Origin of the sequence: Streptomyces sp. CT34, from assembly GCF_000805335.1 — a bacterium.
Lineage (GTDB): Bacteria > Actinomycetota > Actinomycetes > Streptomycetales > Streptomycetaceae > Streptomyces.
Genome location: NZ_KN708638.1, coordinates 2,229,448 through 2,254,555 on the forward strand (window position 1 = coordinate 2,229,448; position 25,108 = coordinate 2,254,555).

20 protein-coding genes are annotated in these 25,108 nt (G+C 72.8%); 12 read left to right on the forward strand and 8 right to left on the reverse strand.

What is annotated here, in order from left to right; genetic code table 11:
- Positions 1 to 81: 81 nt before the first annotated feature.
- Positions 82 to 1,503: a hypothetical protein gene (locus RZ84_RS09935; RefSeq protein WP_043264012.1), complete on the forward strand. Its 1,422-nt coding sequence runs from the start codon at positions 82 to 84 to the stop codon at positions 1,501 to 1,503.
- Positions 1,504 to 1,587: 84 nt separating this feature from the next.
- Here the strand turns inward: RZ84_RS09935 and erpA are convergent, their stop codons facing one another.
- Positions 1,588 to 1,941, reverse strand: a complete 354-nt coding sequence (erpA, locus tag RZ84_RS09940) for an iron-sulfur cluster insertion protein ErpA (protein WP_043264013.1) — start codon at positions 1,939 to 1,941, stop codon at positions 1,588 to 1,590.
- A gap of 293 nt (positions 1,942 to 2,234) precedes the next feature.
- On the opposite strand from erpA, the gene nadA reads away from it, so the two are divergent.
- Entirely contained in the window at positions 2,235 to 3,413 is a 1,179-nt protein-coding gene (nadA, locus tag RZ84_RS09945; RefSeq protein WP_198539964.1) for a quinolinate synthase NadA, read from the forward strand.
- A gap of 34 nt (positions 3,414 to 3,447) precedes the next feature.
- Here nadA and RZ84_RS09950 read toward each other — a convergent pair whose 3' ends face one another.
- The 6 genes from RZ84_RS09950 to RZ84_RS09980 all read right to left on the reverse strand — a co-directional run bounded on the left by RZ84_RS09950 (position 3,448) and on the right by RZ84_RS09980 (position 11,574).
- Positions 3,448 to 4,539: a methyltransferase domain-containing protein gene (locus RZ84_RS09950; protein WP_043264015.1), complete on the reverse strand. Its 1,092-nt coding sequence runs from the start codon at positions 4,537 to 4,539 to the stop codon at positions 3,448 to 3,450.
- Positions 4,540 to 4,904: 365 nt separating this feature from the next.
- Positions 4,905 to 8,084, reverse strand: coding sequence for an efflux RND transporter permease subunit (locus RZ84_RS09955; RefSeq protein WP_043264016.1), 3,180 nt, complete (start codon positions 8,082 to 8,084; stop codon positions 4,905 to 4,907).
- Between the two features lie 195 nt (positions 8,085 to 8,279).
- A complete protein-coding gene (locus tag RZ84_RS09965) occupies positions 8,280 to 8,966 on the reverse strand; it encodes a response regulator (RefSeq protein WP_043264018.1) in 687 nt (228 codons plus the stop codon).
- Positions 8,967 to 8,982: 16 nt separating this feature from the next.
- Positions 8,983 to 10,206 carry a sensor histidine kinase gene (locus tag RZ84_RS09970; RefSeq protein WP_043269498.1) on the reverse strand — a complete coding sequence of 408 codons (1,224 nt, stop codon included), beginning with the start codon at positions 10,204 to 10,206 and terminating at the stop codon, positions 8,983 to 8,985.
- A gap of 196 nt (positions 10,207 to 10,402) precedes the next feature.
- Complete coding sequence (locus tag RZ84_RS09975) at positions 10,403 to 10,681, reverse strand: PspA-associated protein PspAA (protein WP_043264019.1); 279 nt, start codon at positions 10,679 to 10,681, stop codon at positions 10,403 to 10,405.
- 107 nt (positions 10,682 to 10,788) lie between these two features.
- Positions 10,789 to 11,574, reverse strand: coding sequence for a PspA/IM30 family protein (locus RZ84_RS09980; protein WP_043264020.1), 786 nt, complete (start codon positions 11,572 to 11,574; stop codon positions 10,789 to 10,791).
- A 310-nt stretch (positions 11,575 to 11,884) separates the two neighbouring features.
- Between RZ84_RS09980 and RZ84_RS09985 the strand changes: the two genes are divergently transcribed.
- Positions 11,885 to 12,481, forward strand: a complete 597-nt coding sequence (locus tag RZ84_RS09985; protein ID WP_043264021.1) for a DUF3043 domain-containing protein — start codon at positions 11,885 to 11,887, stop codon at positions 12,479 to 12,481.
- Positions 12,482 to 12,559: 78 nt separating this feature from the next.
- Here the strand turns inward: RZ84_RS09985 and RZ84_RS09990 are convergent, their stop codons facing one another.
- Positions 12,560 to 12,784, reverse strand: coding sequence for a hypothetical protein (locus RZ84_RS09990; protein ID WP_043264022.1), 225 nt, complete (start codon positions 12,782 to 12,784; stop codon positions 12,560 to 12,562).
- Between the two features lie 141 nt (positions 12,785 to 12,925).
- Here RZ84_RS09990 and RZ84_RS09995 point away from each other — a divergent pair, with 141 nt between their 5' ends.
- The 9 genes from RZ84_RS09995 (at position 12,926) to RZ84_RS10035 (ending at position 25,057) form a co-directional block, all read left to right on the forward strand.
- Complete coding sequence (locus tag RZ84_RS09995; protein WP_043264023.1) at positions 12,926 to 14,194, forward strand: bifunctional adenosylcobinamide kinase/adenosylcobinamide-phosphate guanylyltransferase; 1,269 nt, start codon at positions 12,926 to 12,928, stop codon at positions 14,192 to 14,194.
- A 162-nt stretch (positions 14,195 to 14,356) separates the two neighbouring features.
- The gene (gene cobT, locus RZ84_RS10000) at positions 14,357 to 15,427 is read left to right on the forward strand and encodes a nicotinate-nucleotide--dimethylbenzimidazole phosphoribosyltransferase (protein WP_043264024.1); all 1,071 of its coding nucleotides are present in this window, start codon (positions 14,357 to 14,359) and stop codon (positions 15,425 to 15,427) included.
- A 67-nt stretch (positions 15,428 to 15,494) separates the two neighbouring features.
- Complete coding sequence (locus tag RZ84_RS10005; RefSeq protein ID WP_241777640.1) at positions 15,495 to 17,246, forward strand: phosphatidylglycerol lysyltransferase domain-containing protein; 1,752 nt, start codon at positions 15,495 to 15,497, stop codon at positions 17,244 to 17,246.
- The gene (locus RZ84_RS38840) at positions 17,243 to 17,971 is read left to right on the forward strand and encodes a hypothetical protein (RefSeq protein ID WP_043264026.1); all 729 of its coding nucleotides are present in this window, start codon (positions 17,243 to 17,245) and stop codon (positions 17,969 to 17,971) included. The genes RZ84_RS10005 and RZ84_RS38840 overlap by 4 nt, the downstream gene beginning before the upstream one ends.
- A gap of 43 nt (positions 17,972 to 18,014) precedes the next feature.
- A complete protein-coding gene (locus RZ84_RS10015) occupies positions 18,015 to 18,821 on the forward strand; it encodes an adenosylcobinamide-GDP ribazoletransferase (RefSeq protein ID WP_107068251.1) in 807 nt (268 codons plus the stop codon).
- Between the two features lie 189 nt (positions 18,822 to 19,010).
- Positions 19,011 to 20,564: a leucyl aminopeptidase gene (locus RZ84_RS10020; protein ID WP_043264027.1), complete on the forward strand. Its 1,554-nt coding sequence runs from the start codon at positions 19,011 to 19,013 to the stop codon at positions 20,562 to 20,564.
- A 444-nt stretch (positions 20,565 to 21,008) separates the two neighbouring features.
- Positions 21,009 to 22,397, forward strand: coding sequence for a dihydrolipoyl dehydrogenase (gene lpdA, locus RZ84_RS10025; RefSeq protein WP_043264028.1), 1,389 nt, complete (start codon positions 21,009 to 21,011; stop codon positions 22,395 to 22,397).
- A 94-nt stretch (positions 22,398 to 22,491) separates the two neighbouring features.
- A complete protein-coding gene (sucB, locus tag RZ84_RS10030) occupies positions 22,492 to 24,231 on the forward strand; it encodes a 2-oxoglutarate dehydrogenase, E2 component, dihydrolipoamide succinyltransferase (RefSeq protein WP_043264029.1) in 1,740 nt (579 codons plus the stop codon).
- Between the two features lie 202 nt (positions 24,232 to 24,433).
- Positions 24,434 to 25,057, forward strand: coding sequence for a GntR family transcriptional regulator (locus RZ84_RS10035; RefSeq protein ID WP_043264030.1), 624 nt, complete (start codon positions 24,434 to 24,436; stop codon positions 25,055 to 25,057).
- Positions 25,058 to 25,108: the final 51 nt, after the last annotated feature.

Sequence of the window (25,108 nt, forward strand, 5' to 3'; positions counted from 1 at the left end):
CGCCCCCGCTCCGTCCCATCGGCGTGCACCCCGCCCCGGGGTGACACGTCAGATGTTCTGCGGAGCCGAAGGAGCGAAGCGGTGAACACCGAGGACAGTACGGACACCCCGGACACGCCGGATACCCCGCAACCCGCCGGCCGGCGGCGGACCCCTCTGGTGGTCGCCTCGGTGGCCGCCGCGGTCCTGCTGGCCGGCGGCGGCGCTGCGTACTGGGCCGCCTCGGCGGGCGGTGGCGGCGCGGCCGGCCCGGCGGGCGCCGGTGCGCAGGGCACTCCGCCGCCGTTGACGCTGGACGACCGGGCGGGTGGTACGGGGGGTTCGATAGCCGTCGGGGAGCCCGCGCCGGAGGGGGCGCACTACAAGGTGGTGGGCACGCTGCCCGGGGGGCCGGGGTCCGCACCCGTGTACCGCCCGCAGGGCGAGGTCGCCCGGCAGGCCGTGGAACGGCTGGCGAAGGCACTGGATGTGACCGGAAAGGTCCGTTCGGAGGGCGCCGCCTGGAAGGTCGGCGGGCTCCCCCACGACGCCCGCGGCCCCAGCCTCGAAGTGAACAAGACCGGCTCCGGCGCCTGGACCTACCGGGTCACCCCGGGCCGGATGATGTGCCCGCTGCACATCTCGGGCGGCGCGGGCGGCAGCACGCCCGGCTGCCCCTCGTACCGCGGCGGCGCGGACGCCGGGGCGTCGCCGGACGACGGCGGCAAGGGCGCGGTGTCGGAGGCCGGGGCCGAGGCGGCGGCGCGGCCGGTGCTGGCGGCGCTCGGCCAGCAGAACGCCCGGCTGGACGCGCGTGGGCTGGCCGGTGCGGTGCGGACGGTGCGGGCCGATCCGGTGGTCGGCGGGCTGCCGACGCTCGGCTGGCAGAGCACGTTCCAGGTCGGCCCGGACGGTCGACTCGTGGGCGGCAGCGGGGAGTTGGCCCAGCCGGTCAAGGGCGCGGACTACCCCGTGCTGAGTGCACGGAAGACGCTGGACCGGATGAACGCGCAGGGCGGCCGGACGCCCGCCGAGGTGACCGGCGCGGTCTTCGGGCTCTCGGCGCAGTACGCGGACGGCGGCCGGATGCTGGTCCCGTCGTGGCTGTACACGGTGCACCGGGCGGATGCCGCGAAGGGCCGGGACGCGACCTCGACCCTCGCTCGGGTCGCGGTGGACCCGAAGTACCTGCGGCGGCCGGACGGCGGCCCGCAGCCGTCGGGGAAGCCCGGCGAGACGGCGATGCGGCTGGAGCGCTACTCGGTCAGCGGTGACGGCAGGACGCTGACCGTGCACTTCTGGGGCGGGGTGTGCAGCACCTACGACGCGAGCACCCAGGAGTCGGCAACGGCGGTGCGGATCAAGGTCACCGGGAAGGAGAAGCACCCCGGCCAGATGTGCGTGAAGATCGCCAAGGACTTCACCAAGACGGTGGCGCTCCAGCAGCCGCTGGACGGCCGGAAGGTCGTCGACGTGACCTCGGGCAGCACGGTGGCACAGAAGCCGGAGACGCCCGGGAAGTGAGCCGGTCCGGCGGCGGACACGGAAACGCCACGGGCGGCGCTCCCGCGGGGAGCGCCGCCCGTGTGCGTCGTGGGCCCGGGGCCCTCAGCTGAAGGAGTCGCCGCAGGCGCAGGAGCCGGTGGCGTTCGGGTTGTCGATCGTGAAGCCCTGCTTCTCGATGGTGTCGACGAAGTCGATGGAGGCGCCGCCCAGGTAGGGCGCGCTCATCCGGTCGGTGACGACCTTGACGCCGTCGAAGTCCTTGACGACGTCGCCGTCGAGCGAGCGCTCGTCGAAGAAGAGCTGGTAACGCAGGCCGGAGCAGCCGCCGGGCTGGACCGCCACCCGCAGCGCGAGGTCGTCCCGACCTTCCTGCTCCAGCAGGCTCTTGACCTTCGACGCCGCCGCGTCGGACAGGATGATGCCGTCGGTGACGGTGGTCTCGTCCTGAACGCTCATCTACATCTCTCCCGGGTTGTACGGACGGCTTGCCAGCGGTTGCCTACAGGTCCAACCGGCGGCTTCCCGGATTAATTCCGGCTGCGCGTGACGTGTTCTGCCTTTCTTCATGCTCGCACACCGGCGCGCGTACGCAGCCGGCCGCCCGCGGCCCCTGGGCCGGAGGGCTGATGCGTCACATCGACACTATGGCCATCGTCAAAGTGACGTGAAGCCGCTATGATAGATAGCGTCAAATAGACGAAAAGGCCACGTGCCAAAGAGCTGTCCGCAGAGAAGAGAGGGTGCGTGTCGTGACCACCGCCCAGCCCCTGGACGTCCAGCCGACCCCGCTGGCGCTGCTCCTCCTCGGCCGCGAGGCCGACCCCAGGAGCGAGCGCGGCGTGGAGTGTCCCGGCGATCTGCCGGCCCCCTCCGACCCCGACCTCGTCGAGCGCGCCCGCGCGGCCAAGGCGAAGCTCGGGGACAAGGTCTTCGTCCTCGGGCACCACTACCAGCGCGACGAGGTCATCGAGTTCGCGGATGTGACCGGCGACTCCTTCAAGCTCGCGCGGGACGCCGCGGCCCGGCCGGACGCCGAGTACATCGTCTTCTGCGGTGTGCACTTCATGGCCGAGTCCGCGGACATCCTCACCGGCGACGGCCAGCAGGTGATCCTCCCCGACCTGGCCGCGGGCTGCTCGATGGCCGACATGGCCACCGCCGAGCAGGTCGCCGAGTGCTGGGACGTGCTGACCGAGGCGGGCATCGCCGAGCAGGTCGTGCCCGTCTCGTACATGAACTCCTCCGCGGACATCAAGGCGTTCACCGGCAAGCACGGCGGCACGATCTGCACCTCCTCGAACGCGAAGCGGGCGCTGGACTGGGCCTTCACGCAGGGCTCGAAGGTCCTCTTCCTGCCGGACCAGCACCTGGGCCGCAACACCGCCGTACGGGACCTGGGCATGTCCCTGGACGACTGCGTGGTCTACAACCCGCACAAGCCGAACGGCGGGCTGACCGCCGACGAGCTGCGGGCCGCGAAGATGATCCTGTGGCGCGGCCACTGCTCGGTGCACGGCCGCTTCTCGCTGGACTCGGTCAACGACGTCCGCGAGCGCATCCCGGGCGTGAACGTCCTGGTCCACCCCGAGTGCAAGCACGAGGTCGTCGCGGCGGCGGACCACGTCGGTTCGACGGAGTACATCATCAAGGCCCTGGAGGCCGCGCCCGCCGGTTCGAAGTGGGCGATCGGCACCGAGCTGAACCTCGTCCGCCGGCTGGCCAACCGCTTCGCCGCCGACGACAAGGAGATCGTCTTCCTCGACAAGACGGTCTGCTTCTGCTCGACCATGAACCGCATCGACCTGCCGCACCTGGTCTGGGCGCTGGAGTCCCTGGCGGACGGCAAGGTCGTCAACCGCATCCAGGTCGACAAGGAGACCGAGAGCTTCGCCAAGCTGGCGCTGGAGCGGATGCTGGCGCTGCCGTAGCCGGCCGGGCAGCCCCCTCCGAGGACCGGTCCGGTCAGTCCGTCCCGACCCACTGCCGGGACGGGCCGACCGTGATGCGGTGGGCGGCCCGCGGCGGGCTGCCGTCCGCGAGCCAGTCGCGGTAGGCCGCCGAGACCTCGTCCCACAGGCGGCGCGGGCCGAACTGCTCGGTCTCGTACGTCTCGTGGCCGGGGACGTACTCGACGGTGGCCCAGGACGTGCGGGCGTCGTCGAAGAGCCAGTAGGTGGCCTCGTCGCTGCCGTCGTCGGCGGGGTACAGGAGCGGCCAGGCGTCCCGTACGCGCAGGCCGACGGCGAAGCGGGCGTCGAGGTCGTGCTCCAGGACGCGGGGGTCGATGGCGGTGCGCGCGGTGTCGCCCCGCTCGCCGTGGTACCAGTCCTCGATGCGGCCGTACGAACGGCGTTGCTGACGGGCCCACATGAAGGCCGGACGGCCCGAGAAGCCGCCGGTCGCCTCGCCGTCGTGGACGGTGAGGGTGGCGAAGGAATAGGAGTGGAACGAGGAGCCCCACGGGGTGAGGATCGTTCCCTCGTCGACGGTCTGGGCCACCCAGGCGTAGGGGATGTCGCGGACCGTGCAGGTGGCGATGACCCGGTCGTAGCGGGCCCGTTCGGGGACGCCGGCGAGGCCGTCGCCGCAGACCATGTACGGGCGCAGACCGGCCCGTTGGAGGTTGCGGCGGGCGATGTCGTACAGGGCCTTGTCGGTCTCGACGGTGGTCGTGCGGTCCTCGCCGAGGCGGTGCGCGAGCCATGCGGCGTGGTAGCCGGTGCCGGTCCCGATCTCCAGTACCGCGTCCCCATCCTGGACGATGTCGTCCATGGTGAGCATCAGGGAGGGCATGGAGGTCGAGCAGGTGGGGAAGTCGACCTGTCCGTCGTCCCGCTGCTCACCGTCGTTGTGCTGGGTGATCAGCGGCAGGTCCGCGTAGACCATGCGACGCCACTCGTTCTCGTCGCGGGAACGGGAGACGGTGCGGCCCGCCACTTCGAAGGTGTCGGGAACGAAGTGGGCGCGGTCGACGGCGGCGACGGTCGACGCCCAATCCGGCGTCAGGGCGCCCTTGTTGCGCAGGATCTCCAGGAGCCGGCTCGGCGAGGACATGGCGGACCGCCCGGCTACTTCTTCTTGGGCGGGTCGCTCACCGGCTTGTTCCACTGGCCGTCGGACTCTTTCGGGCTCTGCCGCTTGTCGCCGTCCCGGCCGTCCCTGCCGTCTCCGTGCTTACCCATGAAGTCCCCCTTCCGGGATGCGGATGCCTCCCGCGACGGCGGTACCCGGTGGCCGGGATCGCTAACCACGGGGCCGCGGGGCGGCGGAGATTCCTGGCCAGGGGTCATGTGATGTCAACTGCCCCGGGGGTTCACCGGTTACCCGGCGGCCCCGCATCCGGGAACGACGAGCCCCCGCGGCCTCGCTCGAAGGCGGCGGGGGCTCGGTGCGCGCCGGTCGTCAGCGGGCCGGGGGCGTCACACCCCGGCCGGCTCCGGCTGCCGGTCGGTGTCGGCGGGCGCCGGCGGGGTGCCGTCCTGCGCCGCCCGCTTCGCCGCCTTCTTCTTCGCCCGGTGCTCCTTGCGGAGTTCGATCACCGCGTAGAGCGTCGGGACGAGGAGGAGGGTGAGGAGGGTGGAGGTGATCAGGCCGCCGATGACCACGACCGCCAGCGGCTGGGAGATGAAGCCGCCGTCGCCGGTGAGGGACATCGCCATCGGGAGCAGCGCCGTGATCGTCGCCAGCGCCGTCATCAGGATGGGGCGGAGGCGGTGCCGGCCGCCCTCGACGACGGCCTCGACGACGCCGTGACCCTGCGCGCGGTACTGGTTGATCAGGTCGATCAGCACGATGGCGTTGGTGACCACGATGCCGATGAGCATCAGCATGCCGATCATCGCCGGGACGCCGAGCGGGGTGCCGGTGGCGACCAGCAGGCCGATCGCGCCGGTGGCCGCGAACGGGATCGAGATCAGCAGGATCAGCGGCTGGACGATGGACCTGAAGGTGCCCACCAGCAGCATGAAGACGATCGCGATGGCCGCGAGCATGGCCAGGCCGAGCGAGGAGAAGGCGTCGCTCTGGTCCTGCGAGACGCCGCCGATGGTCGCGGTGGCGCCGGACGGCAGCTTCAGGCTCTTGATCCTGCTCTGGAGCTGGGTGGAGACCGCGCCGGTGTTGTCGCCGGTGGGCTTGGCGGTGACGGTCGCCGAGCGGGCACCGTCGATGCGGGTCAGCTGGACGGGACCGGGGACGGTCCTGACGGTGGCGAGGTCGCCCAGCTTCGCCGTCCCGGCCGGCGTCGGGATCGGCAGATCCTTCAACTGGGCCTCGGTGGTGGCCGGGTGGGCCGACTTGATCACCACATCGCGCTCGGTGTCGTCCAGGACGGCCTTGCCGCTGGGCGTGCCGCCGACCGCCTGGGCGACGGCCGCGCCGAGGGTGGTCTGGTTGTAACCGGCCGCGGCGGCCTTGCCGTTGGGCGTGACGGAGATCCGCGGCACGCTCTGCGAGAGGTCGCTCTGGACGTCGGTGACGTGGTCGAGGCCCGCGACGGCCTTGCGGACCTGCTCACTGGCCTGCTTCAGGACGGCGGGGTCGCCGGCCTTGACGACCACGCTCAGGTTCTGGTTGCCGAAGCCGCCGCCGCCCGCGGTGACGGTGGTGTCGCCGATGGACGGGCCGAGCTCGGCGAGGCCGGTCCGCAGCGCGTCGGTGACCTTGGCGGAGTCCGCGGTGTCCGTCAACTTGACCTGGTAACCGGCCTGGTTGGCGCCGGTGCCGCCGCCGAAGGCCGCCATCATGCCGGACGAGCCGACGGTGACCTGGTAGTCCTTGACGCCCTTGGTGCCGGCGAGCAGCCGCTCGACCTTCTTGGCCTGGGTGTCGGCCGCGCCCAGGCTCGTGCCGGGCTTGAGCTGCTGCTTGATGCTGAGGGTGTCCTGCTTGCCCTGGTCGAAGAAGTTGGTCTTCAGCAGCGGGCCCATGGCGAAGGTGCCGACGAGGATCACCACGGCGATCAGCAGGCTGGTGAAGCGGCGGCGGGTGGCGAAGCGCAGGACCGGGACGTACAGCCGCTGGAGCGGGCTGCGGGTCTCCTTCTCCTCGGCCGCCCGGCGCAGTTCCTCGGGGTCGGTGCCCTCGGGGATCCGGGGAGCGCGCAGGAACCAGTACGAGAGGACCGGCACCACGGTCAGGGAGACCAGCAGCGAGGACAGCAGCGCGACGGTGACGGTGATGGAGAAGGAGCCGAAGAGGGCGCCGACCATGCCGCCGACCACACCGATCGGGAGGAAGACCGCGACGGTGGTGAGGGTGGAGGAGGTGATCGCGCCGGAGACCTCCTTGACGGCGGTGAGGATGGCCTCGCGGCGCTCCTCGCCGTAGCCCAGGTGCCGCTTGATGTTCTCCAGGACGACGATCGAGTCGTCGACGACGCGGCCGATCGCGATGGTCAGCGCGCCGAGGGTGAGCATGTTGAGGGAGAGGTTCCCGGTCCACAGCACGATCAGCGTGATGACCACGGACAGCGGGATGGAGACCGCGGTGACCAGGGTCGAGCGCAGGCTGAGCAGGAAGACCAGGATCACGATCACGGCCATGGCCAGGCCGAGCAGGCCCTCGGTGGTCAGCGACTCGATGGACTTGGAGACCTGCGGGCCCTGGTCGGAGGCGATGGTGACGCTGGTGCCCGTGCCGAGGTCCTGGCGGATCTTGCTCAGCCTGCCCTTGACCGCGTCGGAGATGGCGACGGCGCTGCCGTCCTGGTTCATCGTCACGCTGACGGAGAGGCTGGGCCGGCCGTCGGTGCGGGTGATGGAGGTCGGGGTGGCCGAGGTCTCCTGGACGCCGGCGACGTCACCGAGCCGGACCGCCCTGCCGCCCTGGCCGCCGGCCGTGCCGCCCGCGCCGGCGGACGGGGTGACCATCAGGTCCCTGATCTGCCGGACGGAGGTGAACCCGGCGCCGACCTGGACCGTCCTGCTCTGCCCGTTCTCGGCGAACGCGCCGGCCGGCACCGACGTACCGCCGGCCTGGAGGGCCTGGCCGAGCGCCGCGGGGTTCAGCCCGGCGGCGGCGAGCTTCTGGTTGTCGGGGGTGACCGCGACGATCCGGTCCTGGACACCGCTGACGTTGACCTGGCCGACCCCGTCGATGTTCTTCAGGTCCGGGACGACGCTGCGGTTGAGCTGGTCGGCGAGGGTCTGCTGGTCCTTCGACGAGGAGGAGACGGCGAGGACGACGGTGGGCAGGTCGTCGGTACCGCCCGACACCACCTGCGGGTCGACGTCCTTGGGCAGCTTCGCGCGGGCCCGGTTGACGGCCTGCTGGACGTCGGCGACCAGGGTCTTGGAGTCGTTGCCGTAGTCGAACTGCGCCATGACGACGCCGGAGCCCTCGCTCGACGTCGAGGTGACGCTCTTGATGCCGTTGACCGCCTGGATGCCGTTCTCCAGCGGCTCGATCACCTGCTTCTCGACGACATCGGGCGACGCACCCTGGTAGGGCGCGACCACGGACACCATCGGCAGGTCGATGGACGGCAGGAGCTGCTGTTTGAGCTGCGGGATCGCGATGGCGCCGAAGGCGATCGCGACGATCGACATCAGCGCTATCAGGCCCCGTTGTACGAGGCTGATTCGGGACAGCCAGGACATGGGTGCGGTCTCTCTCTTCTGTTCAGAAAGGTCCGGGGAGGTCGGACGACGTCGGCCGGGGCCCTAGCGGACCCGCGGGAAGGGCCGGCACCGGCCCACCTACACCCTCCGCCACGGCAGGGCCGGTTTTCCTCGCTCGCAAGTCGGTTTCCGGTCAGCGGCCGTACCGCGTTCGGAGTACGGACCGCTCCACCCTCACTGCACCCGTGGGCGTACGAGTCCCGATTCGTAGGCGATGACCACCAGCTGCGCGCGGTCGCGGGCGCCGAGCTTGGCCATCGCGCGGTTGACATGCGTCTTGACGGTGAGCGGGCTGACTTCCAGCTGCTCGGCGATCTCGTCGTTGGACAGCCCGCCGGCCACCAGGACCAGCACCTCGCGCTCGCGCCCGGTGAGCGTGGCCAGCCGCTCGGAACCCGGCCCAGCGGGGCCCTCCCCGCCCGAACTGTCGCCCTGCGCGAGGAACTTGGCGATCAGGCCCTTGGTCGCCGCGGGCGACAGCAGCGCCTCCCCGGCCGCCGCGACCCGGATCGCGCCCAGCATCTCGTCCGGTTCGGCACCCTTGCCGAGGAAGCCGCTGGCCCCGGCCCGCAGCGACTGGACGACGTAGTCGTCGACCTCGAAGGTGGTCAGGATGACCACCCGGACACCGGTCAGCTCCGGGTCCTGGCTGATCATGCGGGTGGCGGCCAGGCCGTCGGTGCCGGGCATCCGGATGTCCATCAGGACGACGTCGGGGCGCGCCGCGCGCGTCAGCTCGTACGCCTGCGCCCCGTCGGACGCCTCCCCCACCACCGTCATGTCCGGCTCGGAGTCGACCAGGATGCGGAACGCGCTGCGCAGCAGCGTCTGGTCGTCGGCCAGCAGCACCTTGATCGTCATCTCGTCGCCCCCGTGGTCAGGTCGTCTCGCCGGCGCGGGCGCCGTTCAGTGGCAGGGTGACCCGCACCTGGAAGCCGCCGGTCGGGCGCGGCCCGGTGACGACCGTGCCGCGCAGCGCGGAGACCCGCTCGCGCATCCCGATCAGACCATGGCCGCCGCCGCTGCCGTGCGGCGCCCCCTCCTGGCCCGCGCCGCCGGTGCCGTCGTCGCGGACGGTCACGGTCAGCGCGGTCTCCGACCGGACGATCCGCACCGCGGCGCGGGCGCCGTCGCCGGCGTGCTTGCGGACGTTGGTCAGCGCCTCCTGGACGACCCGGTAGGCGGTGAGGTCGACGGAGGCGGGCAGCGGCTGCGGGGCGGCCGGCCGCTCCAGGTCCACGGGGAGCCCGGCGCGGACGAAGCCGTCGATCAGCTGGTCCAGGACACCGAGGCCCGGCGCGGGCTCGGTCGGCGCCCTGGGGTCGTCGGACTGGCGCAGCAGGCCGACCGTGGCGCGCAGTTCCTCCAGCGCCGAGCGGGACGCCTCGCGGACATGGGCGAGGGCCTGCTTGGCCTGGTCGGGGCGGTTGTCCATGACGTGCGAGGCGACCCCGGCCTGGACGTTGACCAGGGCGATGTGGTGGGCGACGACGTCGTGCAGCTCCCGGGCGATGCGCAGCCGCTCCTCGGCGACCCGGCGGCGGGCCTCCTCCTCGCGGGTGCGCTCGGCGCGTTCGGCGCGCTCGCGGATGGCATCCACGTATGCCCGCCGGCTGCGGACCGCGTCGCCGGCCGCCGCCGCCATGCCCGTCCAGGCGAAGATCGCGAGGTTCTCCTGGGCGTACCAGGGCCGGTGCCCGAAGAACATCGCGGCGGCGGTCAGCACGACGACGGTCAGCGCGCCGACCCGCCAGGTGGTGGGCCGGTCGGTCCGGGACGCCAGGGTGAACAGCGCGATCACCGCGGAACCGGCCACCGGGGCGCGCGGGTCGCCGGACTGCGCGAGGAGTTCGACGACGGTCAGCCCGCAGGTCGCGGCCAGGACCGTACGGGGCATCCGGCGGCGCAGCACCAGCGCACCGGAGGCGAGGGCGGCCAGCACCACGGTGGTGGCCGTCAGGTGGCGCAGGCCGAGGCGGGGGATGTGCGGGCCGTGCGCCCCGTGCGGCGCGGCCACCGCACCGCACAGGATCGCCGCGAACGCCACCACCGCCACCGCGGCGTCGACCGCGAGGGCGTGCGTCCGGTGCCACTGGCGCAGCCGCGCGACCCGGGTCGCGTCCGGGGTGCCGCCCGCCGTACGGCACCGCGCCGAGCTGCCGCTCGGGGCGGTTCGTTCCGGGGTGGTGGTGGGCGACGGGCGGGCGGTCACAGGAGGAAACGGTAGCGCCCCGGTCCCACCGGGGGGGCCGGGGCGCTGTCCGTAGTGCGCTGGGGTGGAGCTGCCGGGCGACCGGTCAGCCCGGGATCAGGCCGTCATCGCTGAGCATCTCGCGGACCTCGTCGAGCGTGGCGTCCGGGCCCGGCAGGATCAGCTCGGAGGGCTCCAGGGCGTCGTCCGGAAGCGGGGTGCCCAGCCGGCGCACCGCGTCCAGCAGCGCCCCGAGGGTGCTCCGGAAGCCTGCCTCGTCGCCGCTCTCCATTTCGGCGAGCAGTTCGTCGTCCAGTTTGTTGAGCTCGATGAAGTGGGAGTCGTCCAACTTCACCTGGCCCTCCCCCATGATCCGTACGATCACGACGGTCTCCCTCGGTGCGGTCCGGCGGTACCGGCGGCGGTCGCTACGGCGATCGGCGCTGCGATGACCGACAACGCGATCACCGGGAGGCCAACCGCCGCCGTCCCTCACTGCTTGTCGAGACGCGGGTGCTCCTGTTGCGGGGCCTGCTGGGCGGCGCCGTTCGGGCCGCCCTCGATGGCCTGCTGCTGGGTGGACGGGCCGCCCGCCAGCTCGGCCTTCATGCGCTGGAGCTCCAGCTCAACGTCGCTGCCGCCGGAGAGCCGGTCCAGCTCGGCGGTGATGTCGTCCTTGGCCATGCCGGACGGGTCGTCCAGCGCACCGGAGGCCATCAGCTCGTCGATGGCGCCGGCCCTGGCCTGGAGCTGCGCGGTGCGGTCCTCGGCGCGCTGGATCGCCAGGCCGACGTCGCCCATCTCCTCGGAGATACCGGAGAACGCCTCGCCGATCCGGGTCTGCGCCTGGGCCGCCGTGTACGTGGCCTTGATCGTCTCCTTCTTCGTGCGGAAGGCGTCGACCTTGGCCTGCAGCCGCTGCGCGGCGAGCGTGAGCTTCTCCTCCTCGCCCTGGAGCGTCTGGTGCTGCGTCTCCAGGTCGGTGACCTGCTGCTGCAGCGCGCTGCGCCGGGTCAGCGCCTCGCGGGCCAGGTCCTCGCGGCCGAGCGCCAGTGCCTTGCGGCCCTGGTCCTCCAGCTTGGCGGACTGGCCCTGGAGCTGGTTGAGCTGCAGCTCCAGGCGCTTGCGGGAGGTCGCCACGTCGGCGACGCCGCGGCGTACCTTCTGCAGCAGTTCCAGCTGCTTCTGGTACGAGTAGTCGAGGGTCTCGCGCGGGTCTTCGGCCCGGTCAAGGGCCTTGTTGGCCTTCGCGCGGAAGATCATCCCCATCCGCTTCATGACACCATCGCTCATGGGCCTCGCGCGCCCCCTTCTGACCGACTTGCATCGGGCTTAGGCTCCAGCACATCTACAGACCCCACAGTACGGGCCTTGGTTCCATTACCGCACTGTTCGGGCCCGGATGCGCTCCTCCTCCAGGACGATCAGGCCGTCCGGCTTCTCCCGCCCAGGGAGTAGGGCGGTCCCGGGAAATCCGCGCGGCGCCCGGCCCGTCCCGTTATGTCGACGCCCCGCGGTCGGTGCCGTTGCCGGATCGTTCCCCGTCGGCCCGTGGCCCATTCACGACGACCACGTACTCTTGGGTGTTGTGTTCCGAAGCCGTTCGAAGGATGGGCAGGCCGCGACCGCCAAGGTGACCGCGGACCAGCCCCAGCAGCCCCGCGACCCGCAGGCCCCCAAGGGCCGCCCGACGCCCAAGCGCAGCGAGGCCCAAGGGCAGCGCCGCTCGCGTGCGCAGACGCCGACCAACCGCAAGGACGCCGTCAAGGCCCAGCGGGAGGCGCGCCGGGCCGACATGGCCCGCCAGCGCGAGGCGCTGGCCAACGGCGACGAGCGCTATCTGCCGGTGCGCGACAAGGGACCGGTGCGCCGGTTCGCGCGCGACTACATCGACGCGCGCTGGTGCGCCGCGGAGTTCTTCCTGCCGATGGCCGTGGTGATCCTGGTGCTCACCATGATCCGGGTGCCGTCGATCCAGAGCATCGCACTGCTGCTGTGGGCCGCGATCATCGTGCTGATCGTGATCGACTCGGTGGTCATCTGGTTCCGGCTGGGCGCGCGGCTCCAGGAGAAGTTCCCCAAGGAGAACCTCAAGGGCGCCAAGCCGTACGCCATCATGCGGACGCTCCAGATGCGGCGGCTGCGGCTGCCCAAGCCGCAGGTCAAGCGCGGCGAGCGGCCCTGAGCCCGAGGGCTCGGGGCACCCTGCACGGCGGACGGCGCCGGGCCGTTCCGGCCCGGCGCCGGTCAGCGTCGGCCGGTGTCAGTCGGTGTCCGTTTCCGCCTCCGCGTGCAGGCTCATCGGCGCCGGATAGATCTCCGTGCCGTCCTCGAAGAGCCGGACCTGGTCGACGCCGCCGTTCAGCAGGGCCCGCCACTCCTCGCCGATCCAGGACTCGGCGTCTCCCTGGGTGGTGAACTCCTCCGGCTCCACCGAGGGCACCGCCTCCGAACCGTCCGCCTTCTCGAACCGCCACGTCCACGCCATGTGCGCCTCCTGGATCCCACCGGGTACGTCGTCGTACGTCGTGCTTCCGGGCCGAGCTTCCGTGCTTGATCGAAAGCCTATCGGCCGTGTCGAGGGGTGCCCCCGCGCGCTGACCACCGCGGGACGCGAGAAACTCGGCGGGTGGATCTGACTCTCCTCGGCACCGGGGCCCCGCAGGGGCTGCCGCGCCCCGACTGCCCGTGTGCCGCCTGTGCGACCGCCGTCGGCGACGAGGCGCGGGCGTCGACCGCGCTGCTCGTCGACGGTGCGCTGCTCATCGACCTGACGCCGGGACCGGCCTTCGCCGCCGCCCGCGCCGGCCGGTCGCTGGCCGGGGTGCGGCAGGTGCTGCTCTCGCATCCGCACGACGGCCCGGCGCTGGAGGTGCCGGCCGGGCTGCCGCAGCCGGGCCGGGTCGCCGACGGGCGGGAGCTGGCCCTGCTGGGCGGGCACCGGGTGCGGGCGGTCGCGGTGGATGTGCCGGGGACGGGTTACGAGGTCACGGGCGGGGACGGCGAGCGGCTGCTGTATCTGCCACCGGGGGCCGCGCCCACCGGGGCAGCCCCCGCGAACGGCGGCTACCACGCGCCCGCCGGCACCGGGCCGTACGACCTGGTGCTGCTCGACGTCCTGGCCCGGCCGGACGCGCTGGCCCGGCTGCGGGCGGGCGGCGCGGTGGACGCGGCGACGGACGTGGTCGCGGTGCACCTCGACCACGGCGTGCCGCCCGGTCCCGAACTGCACCGCAGACTGGCGGCGTTGGGCGCCCGCACGGTGCCGGACGGCGGCTCGCTGGTGGTCGGCGAGTACCACGCGGTGCCCGATCTGCCGCGCCGCACGCTGGTGCTGGGCGGCGCGCGCAGCGGGAAGTCGGTGGAGGCCGAGCGGCGGCTGGCGGCCTTCCCCGAGGTGCTCTACGTGGCCACCGGCGGCACCCGGGAGGGGGACGAGGACTGGGCGCAGCGGGTGGCGCTGCACCGCGAGCGGCGCCCCGGCAGCTGGCGCACGGCGGAGACCTGCGACCTGGTGCCGCTGCTCGCCGACGCCCCGGGGCCCGGTGCGGAGCCCGGCACCGGACGGCCCGCCGCTCCCCCGCCGCTGCTCATCGACTGCCTTGCGCTGTGGCTGACACATGCCATGGACGAGGTGGGGGCCTGGGACGACGCGGCCTGGGAGGCCGGCGGGCGGCGGGCCCTGCGGGAGCGCTGCGACGCACTGGTCGCGGCGGTCCGGGCGACCCGCCGCCGGGTGGTGGCGGTCAGCAACGAGGTCGGCTCGGGGGGGGGGCCGGCGACCGCGGCGGGCCGCCGCCTCCGCGATGAACTGGGGCGGCTGAACGCCGCGTTCGGCGCCGAGTGCGAGCAGCTGCTGCTGGTCGTCGCGGGCCAGGCACTCACACTGCGCGGCTGACGGCGGCGCCCCGCCCCGCGGCCGGCGCCCGCCCGTACGCGGTCGGCGGGAAGCGGTGCCCGGCGGTCCGCCGGCCCGCCGGCGCGGTCCGCTGACGATCCGTCGGCGCAGCTTCCCGCCTGCGCGCGCCCTCCCCGCCCCGTAGCCGGTAATCTGCGCCCAATGAGCGCCCTGAACCTCGATGACTTCGCCCAACTGATCGAGCGCCCCGACGCGGGTGTGCGCCGTGACGCCGAGGAGCGGCGGGCCCGGCTGGCCGTACCGCCCGGGGCGCTGGGCCGGTTGGACGAGCTGGGCGAGTGGCTGGCCGCGGTACAGGAGCGGGTGCCGGTGCGGCCGATCGAGCAGCCCCGGGTGCTGCTGTTCGCCGGGGACCACGGGGTGGCGCGGCTGGGCGTCTCGGCCAGGCCGGCCGGCGGGACCGCGGACCTGGTGCGCGCCGTACTGGACGGGGCGAGCCCGGCGGCGGTGCTGGCGCGCGGCGCCGGGGTGCCGGTCCGGGTGGTGGACATGGCGGTGGACTGCGATCCGGCACAGCTGCCGGAGGAGGTCACCCGGCACCGGGTGCGGCGGGGTTCGGGCCGGATCGACGTCGAGGACGCGCTGACGGCACAGGAGGCCGAGGCGGCGTTCCGGGCCGGTACGGCGATCGCCGACGAGGAGGCGGACGCCGGCTGCGACCTGGTCGTCCTGGGCGATCTGAGCGTCGGCGGCACGACCGCGGCCGGCGCCCTGATCGCCGCGCTGTGCGGCACGGACGCCTCGGTGGTCACCGGGCGCGGCGGCCGGCCGATCGACGACCTGGCCTGGATGCGCAAGTGCGCGGCGATCCGGGACGCGCTGCGCCGGGCCCGGCCGGTGCTCGGCGACCAGCTGGAGCTGCTGGCCACGGTCGGCGGCGCGGACCTGACCGCGATGACCGGGTTCCTGCTCCAGAGCGCGGTGCGCAAGATGCCGGTGATCCTGGACGGTGTGGTGTCCGCGGCCTGTGCGCTGGTCGCGCAGCGGGTGGCGTTCCGCGCGCCGGACTGGTGGGTGGCCGGGCAGGCCAGCGGCGAGCCGGCGCAGGCCAAGGCGCTGGACCGGATCGCGCTCAACCCTCTCCTCGATCACGGCGTCACAGCTGGGGAGGGGACGGGGGCGCTGCTCGCCCTGCCGCTGGTACGGGCCGCGGCGGCCCTGGCCGCGGAACTGCCGGAACGCGACACAAGCGCCGGGCCGGTGCACCGCTGACCGGCGCCGGGCCGGCGGTGGCTCCCCATAAGATCGTGCTTTACACGCTTTTATCGGGAGACTTCGCTTGAGTCCGGAGGAAGACCGCCTTCGCGGCCGTTGGTCACAGCGCGGTGCCGCGTTCGGCATCTGGTATCTGCGCGCCGTCACTTTCGTCAATTTCCTCAGTGCGGTGTGGGTGTCGTTCGGCAATGACATCCGGCGGCACAACGTCGAGGAGTTCTTCACCCCGTATCTGCTCACCGCCGGTTTTGCCTCCGGTGCTTTTTCGCTGTTCCTGGCGGTGACGCTGCGGCGGCGCAAGCGGGCTTCCTGGATCCTGAATCTGGTGCTGTCCGGGCTGTTCCTGCTGCTGCTCCTTTTCGCGATGGTGGCCGCACCGGAATTCCGCGGGCATGCCCAGAACTGGGTGTCGCTGGTGCTGACCCTGCTTTTCACGGTCTCGCTGGTCGCCGGGCGGCGGGAGTTCTACGCCAGGGGCGACCGGGCGAATCCGAAGCTGGCGGCGCTGACCGCGGCCGGCGGGCTGCTGGCCGCCTCGCTGCTGGCGGCGCTGCTGGTGACGGCCACCAACGGCGCCGCGGCCGGGTCGTCCACGTTCGTCGAGCGCTGGCGGTACGGGCTGATGCGGCTGGTGTCGCTGGCCGCCGACGACGGCAGGTTCCCCGGGATCTCCACCCCGAACTGGGTCGGTGTCGTGATCAACGTGCTCAGCACGGCGCTGCTGGTGGCCGTCCTGTGGGCGGCGTTCCGGTCCGTGCGCAGCACCGACCCGATCACCGCGGACGACGAGGAGCGGCTGCGGGCCCTGCTGGCGCGGCACGGCGACCGGGACTCGCTGGGGTACTTCGCGCTGCGCCGCGACAAGAGCGTGCTGTTCTCCCCCAGCGGCAAGGCGGCGGTGACCTACCGGGTGGTCGGCGGGGTGTCGCTGGCCTCCGCGGATCCGCTGGGCGACCCCGAGGCGTGGCCGGGCGCGATCGAGCGGTGGCTGGCCGAGGCCCGGGAGCACGGCTGGGCGCCCGCGGTGATGGGCGCCAGCGAGGAGGGCGGCACCATCTATGCCCGGCACGGGCTGGACGCGCTGGAGCTCGGTGACGAAGCGATCGTGGAGACCGCGGAGTTCACCCTCGGCGGCCGGGCGATGCGGACCGTGCGGCAGGCGTACCACCGCATCGAGCGGGCCGGGTACACGGTCCGCATCCGGCGGCACCAGGACATCCCGCCCGAGGAACTGGCGCAGCTGCTGCGGCTGGCGGACGACTGGCGGGACGGGGAGACCGAGCGGGGTTTCTCGATGGCACTGGGGCGGCTCGGGGATCCCGGTGACGGGCGCTGTGTGATGCTCGAATGCAGCGACGCGGAAGGCCGGTTGCGGGCGCTGCTGAGTTTTGTGCCGTGGGGGGCGAAGGGGCTGTCGCTGGATCTGATGCGGCGCGACCGGGAGTCCGAGAACGGGCTCATGGAGTTCATGGTGCTGGAGCTGATCCAGCGGGCGAAAGAGGTGGAGATCACTCAGATCTCACTCAACTTCGCGATGTTCCGGTCCGTCTTCGAACGTGGTTCGCGGCTCGGCGCGGGTCCGGTGCTGCGCCTGTGGCGCTCACTGCTCAGTTTCTTCTCCCGGTGGTGGCAGATCGAATCGCTGTATCGCGCCAATGCCAAATACCGGCCGATCTGGGAGCCCCGGTACATGCTCTTCGAAAAGAGCACGGATTTGCTGCGGATCGGCATTGCCGCCGGCCGCGCCGAGGGCTTCCTCGAAGCGCCCGGCCTGCCGAAGTGGCTGAACCGCAAGCACCTGGAGAATGTGAGATGAGCAAGGCCGGGGCGGGCCGACGGGAGGTGACCGCTCTCCGTCGCGCCGTGCGCGCCGAGTGGGGCCCGCTCCTGAGCACCGTGTGGTCGGCGCTGGCCGCGGCGAAACTGCGGGCGATCCCCATGACGTTGGGCGCGGTGGCGCTGACGCTGGTCCTCCAGTTCGTGCAGAACCGGCCGTGGGGCTACCACGCGGTGCAGAACATCGGCTCCGTCCAGGCGTACGAGCATCTGTGGCTGGCGCTGCTGCGGACCCCGCTGTCGCTGTTCGTCCCGGCCCTGGACCTGCCGGTGTGGGGCGCGCTGGCGCAGGTCCTGGTGGTCTTCGGCATCGCGGAGATCTGCATCGGCTGGCGGCAGACGCTGCTGGTCGCGTACGCCGCCACGCTCGCCGGGACGATGTACGCGCGGATCGGCCTGTGGCTCGGCCCGGGCGGCCCGATCGGGCTGCCGGACTCGGACAAGTTCGTGGTGGACACCGGCCCGTCGGCGGCGGTGGTGGGCCTCGCGGTCGTCGTCTGCTGGCGCTACCGGGCCCGCTTCACGTGTGTGGCGGTGGTCGTCGCGATGCTCGTCGAGGTGGCGTTCATCAAGAACAACCTCGCCGGCAAGGAGCATGTGGCGGCGGTGCTGGTGGTGCTGGTGCTGTGCGTGGTCTGGGACTGGTGGCGACCGCGCAAGCCGCTGGACACCCAGTACGCCAGCGGCCGGCAGCTCCCCTGGTAGGCGCCTCGCCGCGCCCCGGTAGCCTGCCGCGGTGACCGACGCCGTGCCCTCGCCGCCTCCGCCGCCCGCCGCACCGCCCTCCGCCGCCGACGCCCTGCGGTTCGCGTTCGGCACGCTGACCGTGCTGCCGGTGCGGGTCGCCCGCTGGGACCGGGCGGCGGCCCGCGGCGGGGTGCCGTGCGCGCCGCTGGCCGGGCTGGTCGTCGGGCTGTGCGCGGCGGCACTCGGCGGGGCGCTGCTGCTGCTCGGCGGCGGCCCGCTGCTGGCCGCGGTCGGCAGCGCGGCGGTGCCCGCCGTGCTCACCCGCGGACTGCATCTGGACGGGCTCGCGGACACCGCCGACGGACTGGGCAGCGGCAAGCCGGCGGACGCGGCGCTGCGCATCATGAAGCGGTCCGACATCGGCCCGTTCGGGGTCGTCACGCTGCTGTTCTGCCTGTTCGCGCAGGTGGCGGCGGTGTCCCGGCTGTACGCGGCGGGCTGGGCGCAGGGCGCGGCCGGGGTGGCGGTGGCCGCGGTCACGGCGCGCTGCGCGCTGACCCTGGCGTCCCGTACGGGGGTGCCGGCGGCCCGCCCCGAGGGGCTGGGCGCGGCGGTCGCACAGACCGTTCCGGTGCGGGCGGCGCTGGGGTGCGCGGCGCTGGTGACGGCCGGATGCGCGGCGGCGGGCGGGGTGTTCGGGCCCTCCGGGGCGCTGCACACCGGGGTCGCGGTGCTGCTCGGGCTGGCGGCCGGGGAGGTGCTGCTGCGGCACTGCCGGCGGCGGTTCGGCGGGGTGACCGGCGATGTCTTCGGCGCGCTCGCGGAGAGCGCGGGGCTTGTGGCACTGGTGGCACTGGCCCTGGGCTGACGGCCCGTGAGGCGGCCAACCGCCGTACGGGAGCGGCCGGTTGCGCGTCCGGGGTGCGCCTTCCGGGCGCCCGTCCCGGCCGGGTGCCGCGACCGGCCGGGCCTGGCGGCGTCTCCGAGCGTAGGCTCGGCCGCAGCAGCGCGCTTCGCGCGAGACGGAAACCCCGGACGGAACAGGACCTTCATCACCGTGACTGCACTGACCCTCAGTACTTCTTCCGCCGCAACGGTGCGTGCGGATGCCGTCGTCGTCGGCGTGGCCAAAGGCGCCAAGGGCGTTGTGATCGCCCCCGGCGCCGAGGCCGTGGACAAGGCGTTCGGCGGCAAGCTCGGCGCCGTGCTGGAGACCCTCGGCGCGACCGGTGCCGAGGGCGAGGTGACCAAGCTGCCCACCGCCGACGGCGTCAAGGCGCCGGTCGTGCTGGCGACGGGCCTGGGCGACGCGCCGGCCAAGGGCGAGGCGTACGGGAACGAGGCGCTGCGGCGCGCGGCGGGCAGTGCGGCCCGGGCGCTGGCCGGCACCAAGAAGGCCGGCTTCGCACTGCCGGTCGAGGACGCCGAGGCCGCCGCCGCGGTGGGCGAGGGCGCCCTCCTCGGCGCGTACTCCTTCACCGCGTTCCGCAGCAACGGCAAGAACGGCCCGAACGGCAAGGCCGCCAAGGGCGGGAAGAACGACACCAAGTCGGTGCCGCTGGGCGAGGCCGCGATCCTCGGCGCCAAGCCGCGCGACAAGGAGTTCCGGGCCGCCGCCGAGCGCGCCCAGGCGCTGGCCGCGGAGATCAACCGCGCCCGCGATCTGATCAACACGCCCTCCAACGCGCTGGACCCGAAGCAGTTCGCGGCCGAGGCGCAGGCCGCCGCCAAGGAGTTCGGCCTCCAGGTCGAGGTGCTGGACGAGAAGGCGCTCAAGAAGGGCGGCTACGGCGGCCTGCTGGGCGTCGGCCAGGGTTCGCAGGCGCCGCCGCGGCTGGTGCGGATCGCGCACACGCACGCCGACGCGGAGAAGACGCTGGCGCTGGTCGGCAAGGGCATCACCTACGACTCGGGCGGTATCTCGCTCAAGCCGGCCGGTCACAACGAGACCATGAAGTGCGACATGAGCGGTGCCGCCGCGGTGTTCGCCGCGGTGGTGGCCGCCGCCCGGCTGGACCTCCCGGTGAACGTCACCGGCTGGCTGGCGCTCGCCGAGAACATGCCGTCCGGCTCCGCCACCCGCCCCGGCGACGTGCTGACGATGTACAGCGGCAAGACCGTCGAGGTGCTCAACACCGACGCCGAGGGCCGGCTCGTCCTGGCCGACGCGCTGACCCGGGCCTCGGAGGAGTCGCCGGACGCGATCGTGGACGTGGCGACGCTGACCGGCGCGATGGTGCTGGCACTGGGCCACCGCACCTTCGGGATCATGGCCAACGACGACGCCTTCCGCACCGCGATCCACGAGATCGCGGAGGAGGTCGGCGAGCAGTCCTGGCCGATGCCGATGCCGACCGAGCTGCGCAAGGGGATGGACTCCCCGGTCGCCGACATCGCCAACATGGGCGACCGGATGGGCGGCGGCCTGGTCGCCGGGCTCTTCCTGAAGGAGTTCGTCGGCGAGGGCATCACCTGGGCGCACCTGGACATCGCCGGCCCCGCCTTCCACGAGGGCGCGCCCTGGGGCTACACCCCCAAGGGCGGCACCGGCTCGGCGGTGCGCACCCTGGTGCGGCTGGCCGAGTGCACCGCCGCCGGCGACCTCGGCTGAGACGGCCGGCTCCCGGCCGTATCGCCGGATATGTCCCCGCGGCCCCGGGCCACCCGCCCGGGGCCGTCGCGCGGTCCCGTATCGTCGCTCACCACGGCGGCCCGTCCGCGTTCGCCCTCGACGAAATCCCCCGCCCTCCCGCCGCTGCCGCCGGGCGGGGTGCCCCCAGCGGTGGCGGGGGGAGTGCCCCCGGCCCACCACCACCCTTCCCGGGTGGCGCTTCGCGCCGCAGTACCCTTGCGCATGGCTCCGTCACACCGTTCCGGCGGCGGATGGGCCATCCGGAGTCCGGCCCCGCGTCCCGGCTTCGTTGAACAAGTGCGAAGATGGGTTCTCGGCAGGACAGGGCCCCCCTTACCAGGGCCGAGTTAAAGCGGCCGAACAACAGCCGCGGTCCGGTCATCGACGACCGGCTCCGGCGCACCCATGCATGGAGGACGTGACGTGGCGAACGACGCCAGCACCGTTTTCGACCTAGTGATCCTCGGCGGCGGTAGCGGCGGTTACGCCGCCGCACTGCGCGGGGCGCAGCTTGGTCTCGACGTCGCCCTGATCGAGAAGGGCAAGGTCGGCGGCACCTGCCTGCACAACGGCTGCATCCCCACGAAGGCTCTGCTGCACGCCGGTGAGATCGCCGACCAGGCTCGCGAGAGCGAGCAGTTCGGTGTCAAGGCCACTTTCGAGGGCATCGACATCGAGGCGGTCCACAAGTACAAGGACGAGGTCATCTCGGGCCTGTACAAGGGCCTGCAGGGCCTGATCGCCTCCCGCAAGGTGACGTACATCGAGGGCGAGGGCCGGCTGTCCTCCCCGACCTCCGTCGCGGTCAACGGGCAGCAGGTCCAGGGCCGCCACGTGCTGCTCGCGACCGGCTCCGTGCCGAAGTCGCTGCCGGGCCTGGAGATCGACGGCAACCGCATCATCTCCTCGGACCACGCGCTCACGCTCGACCGCGTCCCGAAGTCCGCGATCATCCTGGGCGGCGGCGTGATCGGCGTCGAGTTCGCCTCGGCGTGGAAGTCCTTCGGCACCGACGTCACCGTCATCGAGGGCCTCAAGCACCTCGTCCCGGTCGAGGACGAGAACAGCTCCAAGCTGCTGGAGCGGGCCTTCCGCAAGCGCGGCATCAAGTTCAACCTCGGCACCTTCTTCGACAAGGCCGAGTACACCGCCGACGGCGTCCGCGTCACCCTCGCCGACGGCAAGACCTTCGAGGCCGAGGTGCTGCTGGTCGCGATCGGCCGCGGGCCGGTCTCCGCCGGTCTCGGCTACGAGGAGCAGGGCGTCGCGATGGACCGCGGCTACGTCCTGGTCGACGAGTACATGCAGACCAACGTGCCGACGATCTCGGCCGTCGGTGACCTCGTCCCCACCCTCCAGCTCGCGCACGTCGGCTTCGCCGAGGGCATGCTGGTGGCGGAGCGGCTGGCCGGTCTGAAGACCGTGCCGATCGACTACGACGGCGTCCCGCGCGTGACGTACTGCCACCCCGAGGTCGCTTCGGTGGGTATCACCGAGGCCAAGGCCAAGGAGCTGTACGGCGCCGACAAGGTCGTCGCTCTGAAGTACAACCTCGCGGGCAACGGCAAGAGCAAGATCCTCAAGACCTCGGGCGAGATCAAGCTCGTCCAGGTCAAGGACGGTGCCGTGGTCGGCGTCCACATGGTCGGTGACCGTATGGGCGAGCAGGTCGGTGAGGCCCAGCTGGTTTACAACTGGGAGGCCCTGCCGGCCGAGGTTGCGCAGCTCGTGCACGCGCACCCGACGCAGAACGAGGCGCTCGGCGAGGCCCACCTGGCCCTGGCCGGCAAGCCTCTCCACTCCCACGACTGACCCCAGTCCCGGGCGCGACCACAAACCGCACTTCCCCAAGTTCCCGACTTCGCTCGAACTGGGGGGAGAACCCTAGTAAGGAGCAACAGAAACCATGGCGGTTTCCGTAACCCTGCCGGCGCTCGGCGAGAGCGTCACCGAGGGCACCGTTACCCGCTGGCTGAAGGCCGAGGGTGAGCGCGTAGAGGCCGACGAGCCGCTGCTCGAGGTGTCGACCGACAAGGTCGACACCGAGATCCCGGCCCCGGCCTCCGGCGTGCTGGCCTCCATCAAGGTGGCCGAGGACGAGACCGTGGAGGTCGGCGCCGAGCTGGCCCTCATCGACGACGGCACCGGTGCGCCGGCTGCCGCTCCGGCCCCGGCCGCCGCCGAGGCGCCCGCCCCGGCCGCCCAGCCCGAGCCCGCCGCGGCTCCGGCGCCGGCCGCCGCCCCTGCCGCCGCCCCCGCCGGCGCTGCCGAGGGCACCGATGTCGTCCTCCCCGCGCTCGGCGAGAGCGTCACCGAGGGCACCGTCACCCGCTGGCTGAAGGAGGTCGGCGAGGAGGTCTCCGAGGACGAGCCGCTGCTGGAGGTCTCCACCGACAAGGTCGACACCGAGATCCCGGCGCCGACCTCCGGCGTCCTGCTGGAGATCGTGGTCGGCGAGGACGAGACCGCCGAGGTCGGCGCCAAGCTCGCGGTGATCGGCGCCAAGGGTGCGGCTCCGGCCGCTGCCCCGGCTCCAGCCGCCCCGGCCCCGGCCCCGGCGCCCGCCCCGGCCCCGGCGCCCGCGCCCGCCCCCGCGGCGCCCGCTCCGGCTGCTCCGGCTGCCCCCGCCCCGGCTCCGGCCCCCGCGCCCGCTCCGGCTCCGGCTCCGGTCGCGCCCGCCCCCGTCACCCCCGCCCCGGCGGCCGGTGAGGGCGAGGGCGCGTACGTCACCCCGCTGGTGCGCAAGCTGGCGCAGGAGAGCGGCGTCAACCTCGCCACGGTCAAGGGCTCCGGTGTCGGTGGCCGGATCCGCAAGCAGGACGTCATCGCCGCCGCCGAGGCCCTCAAGGCCGCCGTCCCGGCCCCGGCCGCGCCGGCCGCCGCCGCGGCCAAGCCGGGCGCCCCCGTTCTCGAGGTCTCGCCGCTGCGCGGTCAGACCGTCAAGATGCCGCGGATGCGCAAGGTCATCGGCGACAACATGATGAAGGCGCTGCACGGCCAGGCGCAGCTGACCTCCGTGGTCGAGGTGGACATCACCGCGATCATGCGGATGCGCAACAAGGCCAAGGACGCCTTCGCGCAGCGCGAGGGCGTCAAGCTCTCCCCGATGCCGTTCTTCGTCAAGGCCGCCGTCCAGGCGCTGAAGGCCCACCCGGTCGTCAACGCCCGGATCAACGAGGACGAGGGCACCATCACCTACTTCGACACCGAGAACGTCGGTATCGCGGTGGATGCGGAGAAGGGCCTGATGACCCCGGTCATCAAGAGCGCGGGCGACCTGAACATCGCCGGCATCGCCCGTAAGACCGCGGAGCTGGCGGGCAAGGTCCGGGCCAACAAGATCACCCCGGACGAGCTGTCCGGCGCGACCTTCACCATCAGCAACACCGGTTCGCGCGGCGCCCTGTTCGACACCGTGATCGTGCCCCCGAACCAGGTCGGCATCCTGGGCATCGGTGCCACCGTCAAGCGCCCGGTGGTCATCAACCACCCGGACCTCGGCGAGACCATCGCGGTGCGCGACATGACCTACCTCGCGCTCTCCTACGACCACCGTCTGGTGGACGGCGCCGACGCCGCCCGCTACCTGACCACGGTCAAGCAGATTCTGGAGGCCGCGGAGTTCGAGACCGAGATCGGTCTCTAGCGGTGACTCGGGTGACCGAGGATCGCGACGAGGCCGGAATCGGTCTCTGACACCTGCGGCACGCCGTAGCCGTGCAAAGGGGCCGGCCCCGGTTCGTTCCTGACGAGCCGGGGCCGGCCCTTGCGCATGTCCGCCTCACCGATAATGGCCCCCACCGGTCCTTTTGCCCCATGGGGCCCCACCCGCTCTGAAGGAGCACGTCATGACCCCGCCCGTCGTCCATTCGCTGCGCGAGCAGATCCGCGAGCACATCCTCGAAGGGATCGTCAGTGGCCGCTGGCAGCCGGGCGAGCGGATCGTGGAGCGGCGGATCGCGGTCGAGCTGGAGGTCAGCCAGACCCCGGTGCGCGAGGCGCTGCGGGAGCTGGAGTCGCTCCAGCTCATCGAGTCGGCGCCGAACAAGGGCGTCCGGGTGCGGAATCTGACCGCGGACGACCTCAAGGAGAGCTACCCGGTGCGGGCCGGGCTGGAGCAGGTGGCCGCGGAGCTGGCGGCCGGGCGGCTGGCGGAGAACACCGCGGCGCTGGAGCGCGAGGTGGCGGCGCTGCGCGAGGCGGACGCGACCGGCGACGGCGAGGCGCAGGTCCGGCACACGGTGGCCTTCCACCGCGAGATCGTGCGGGCGGCCGGGAACGCCGTGCTGCTGCACACCTGGGAGTCGCTGGGCGTCGAGGTCTGGACGACGCTCTCCATCCGCTGGTTCAGCCCGGAGCAGCGCTCGCACGCCCAGGACCACCAGGAGATCGTGGACGCCTTCCGGCGGCGCGACCCGAAGATCGGGACGCTGCTGAAGGCGCATGTGCTGAGCTGCGCGCCGCGCGTGTGAGGTCCCGGCCGGCCGTGCTCGCGGCCGGTTGCGGCGATGGCGGCCCGGCCG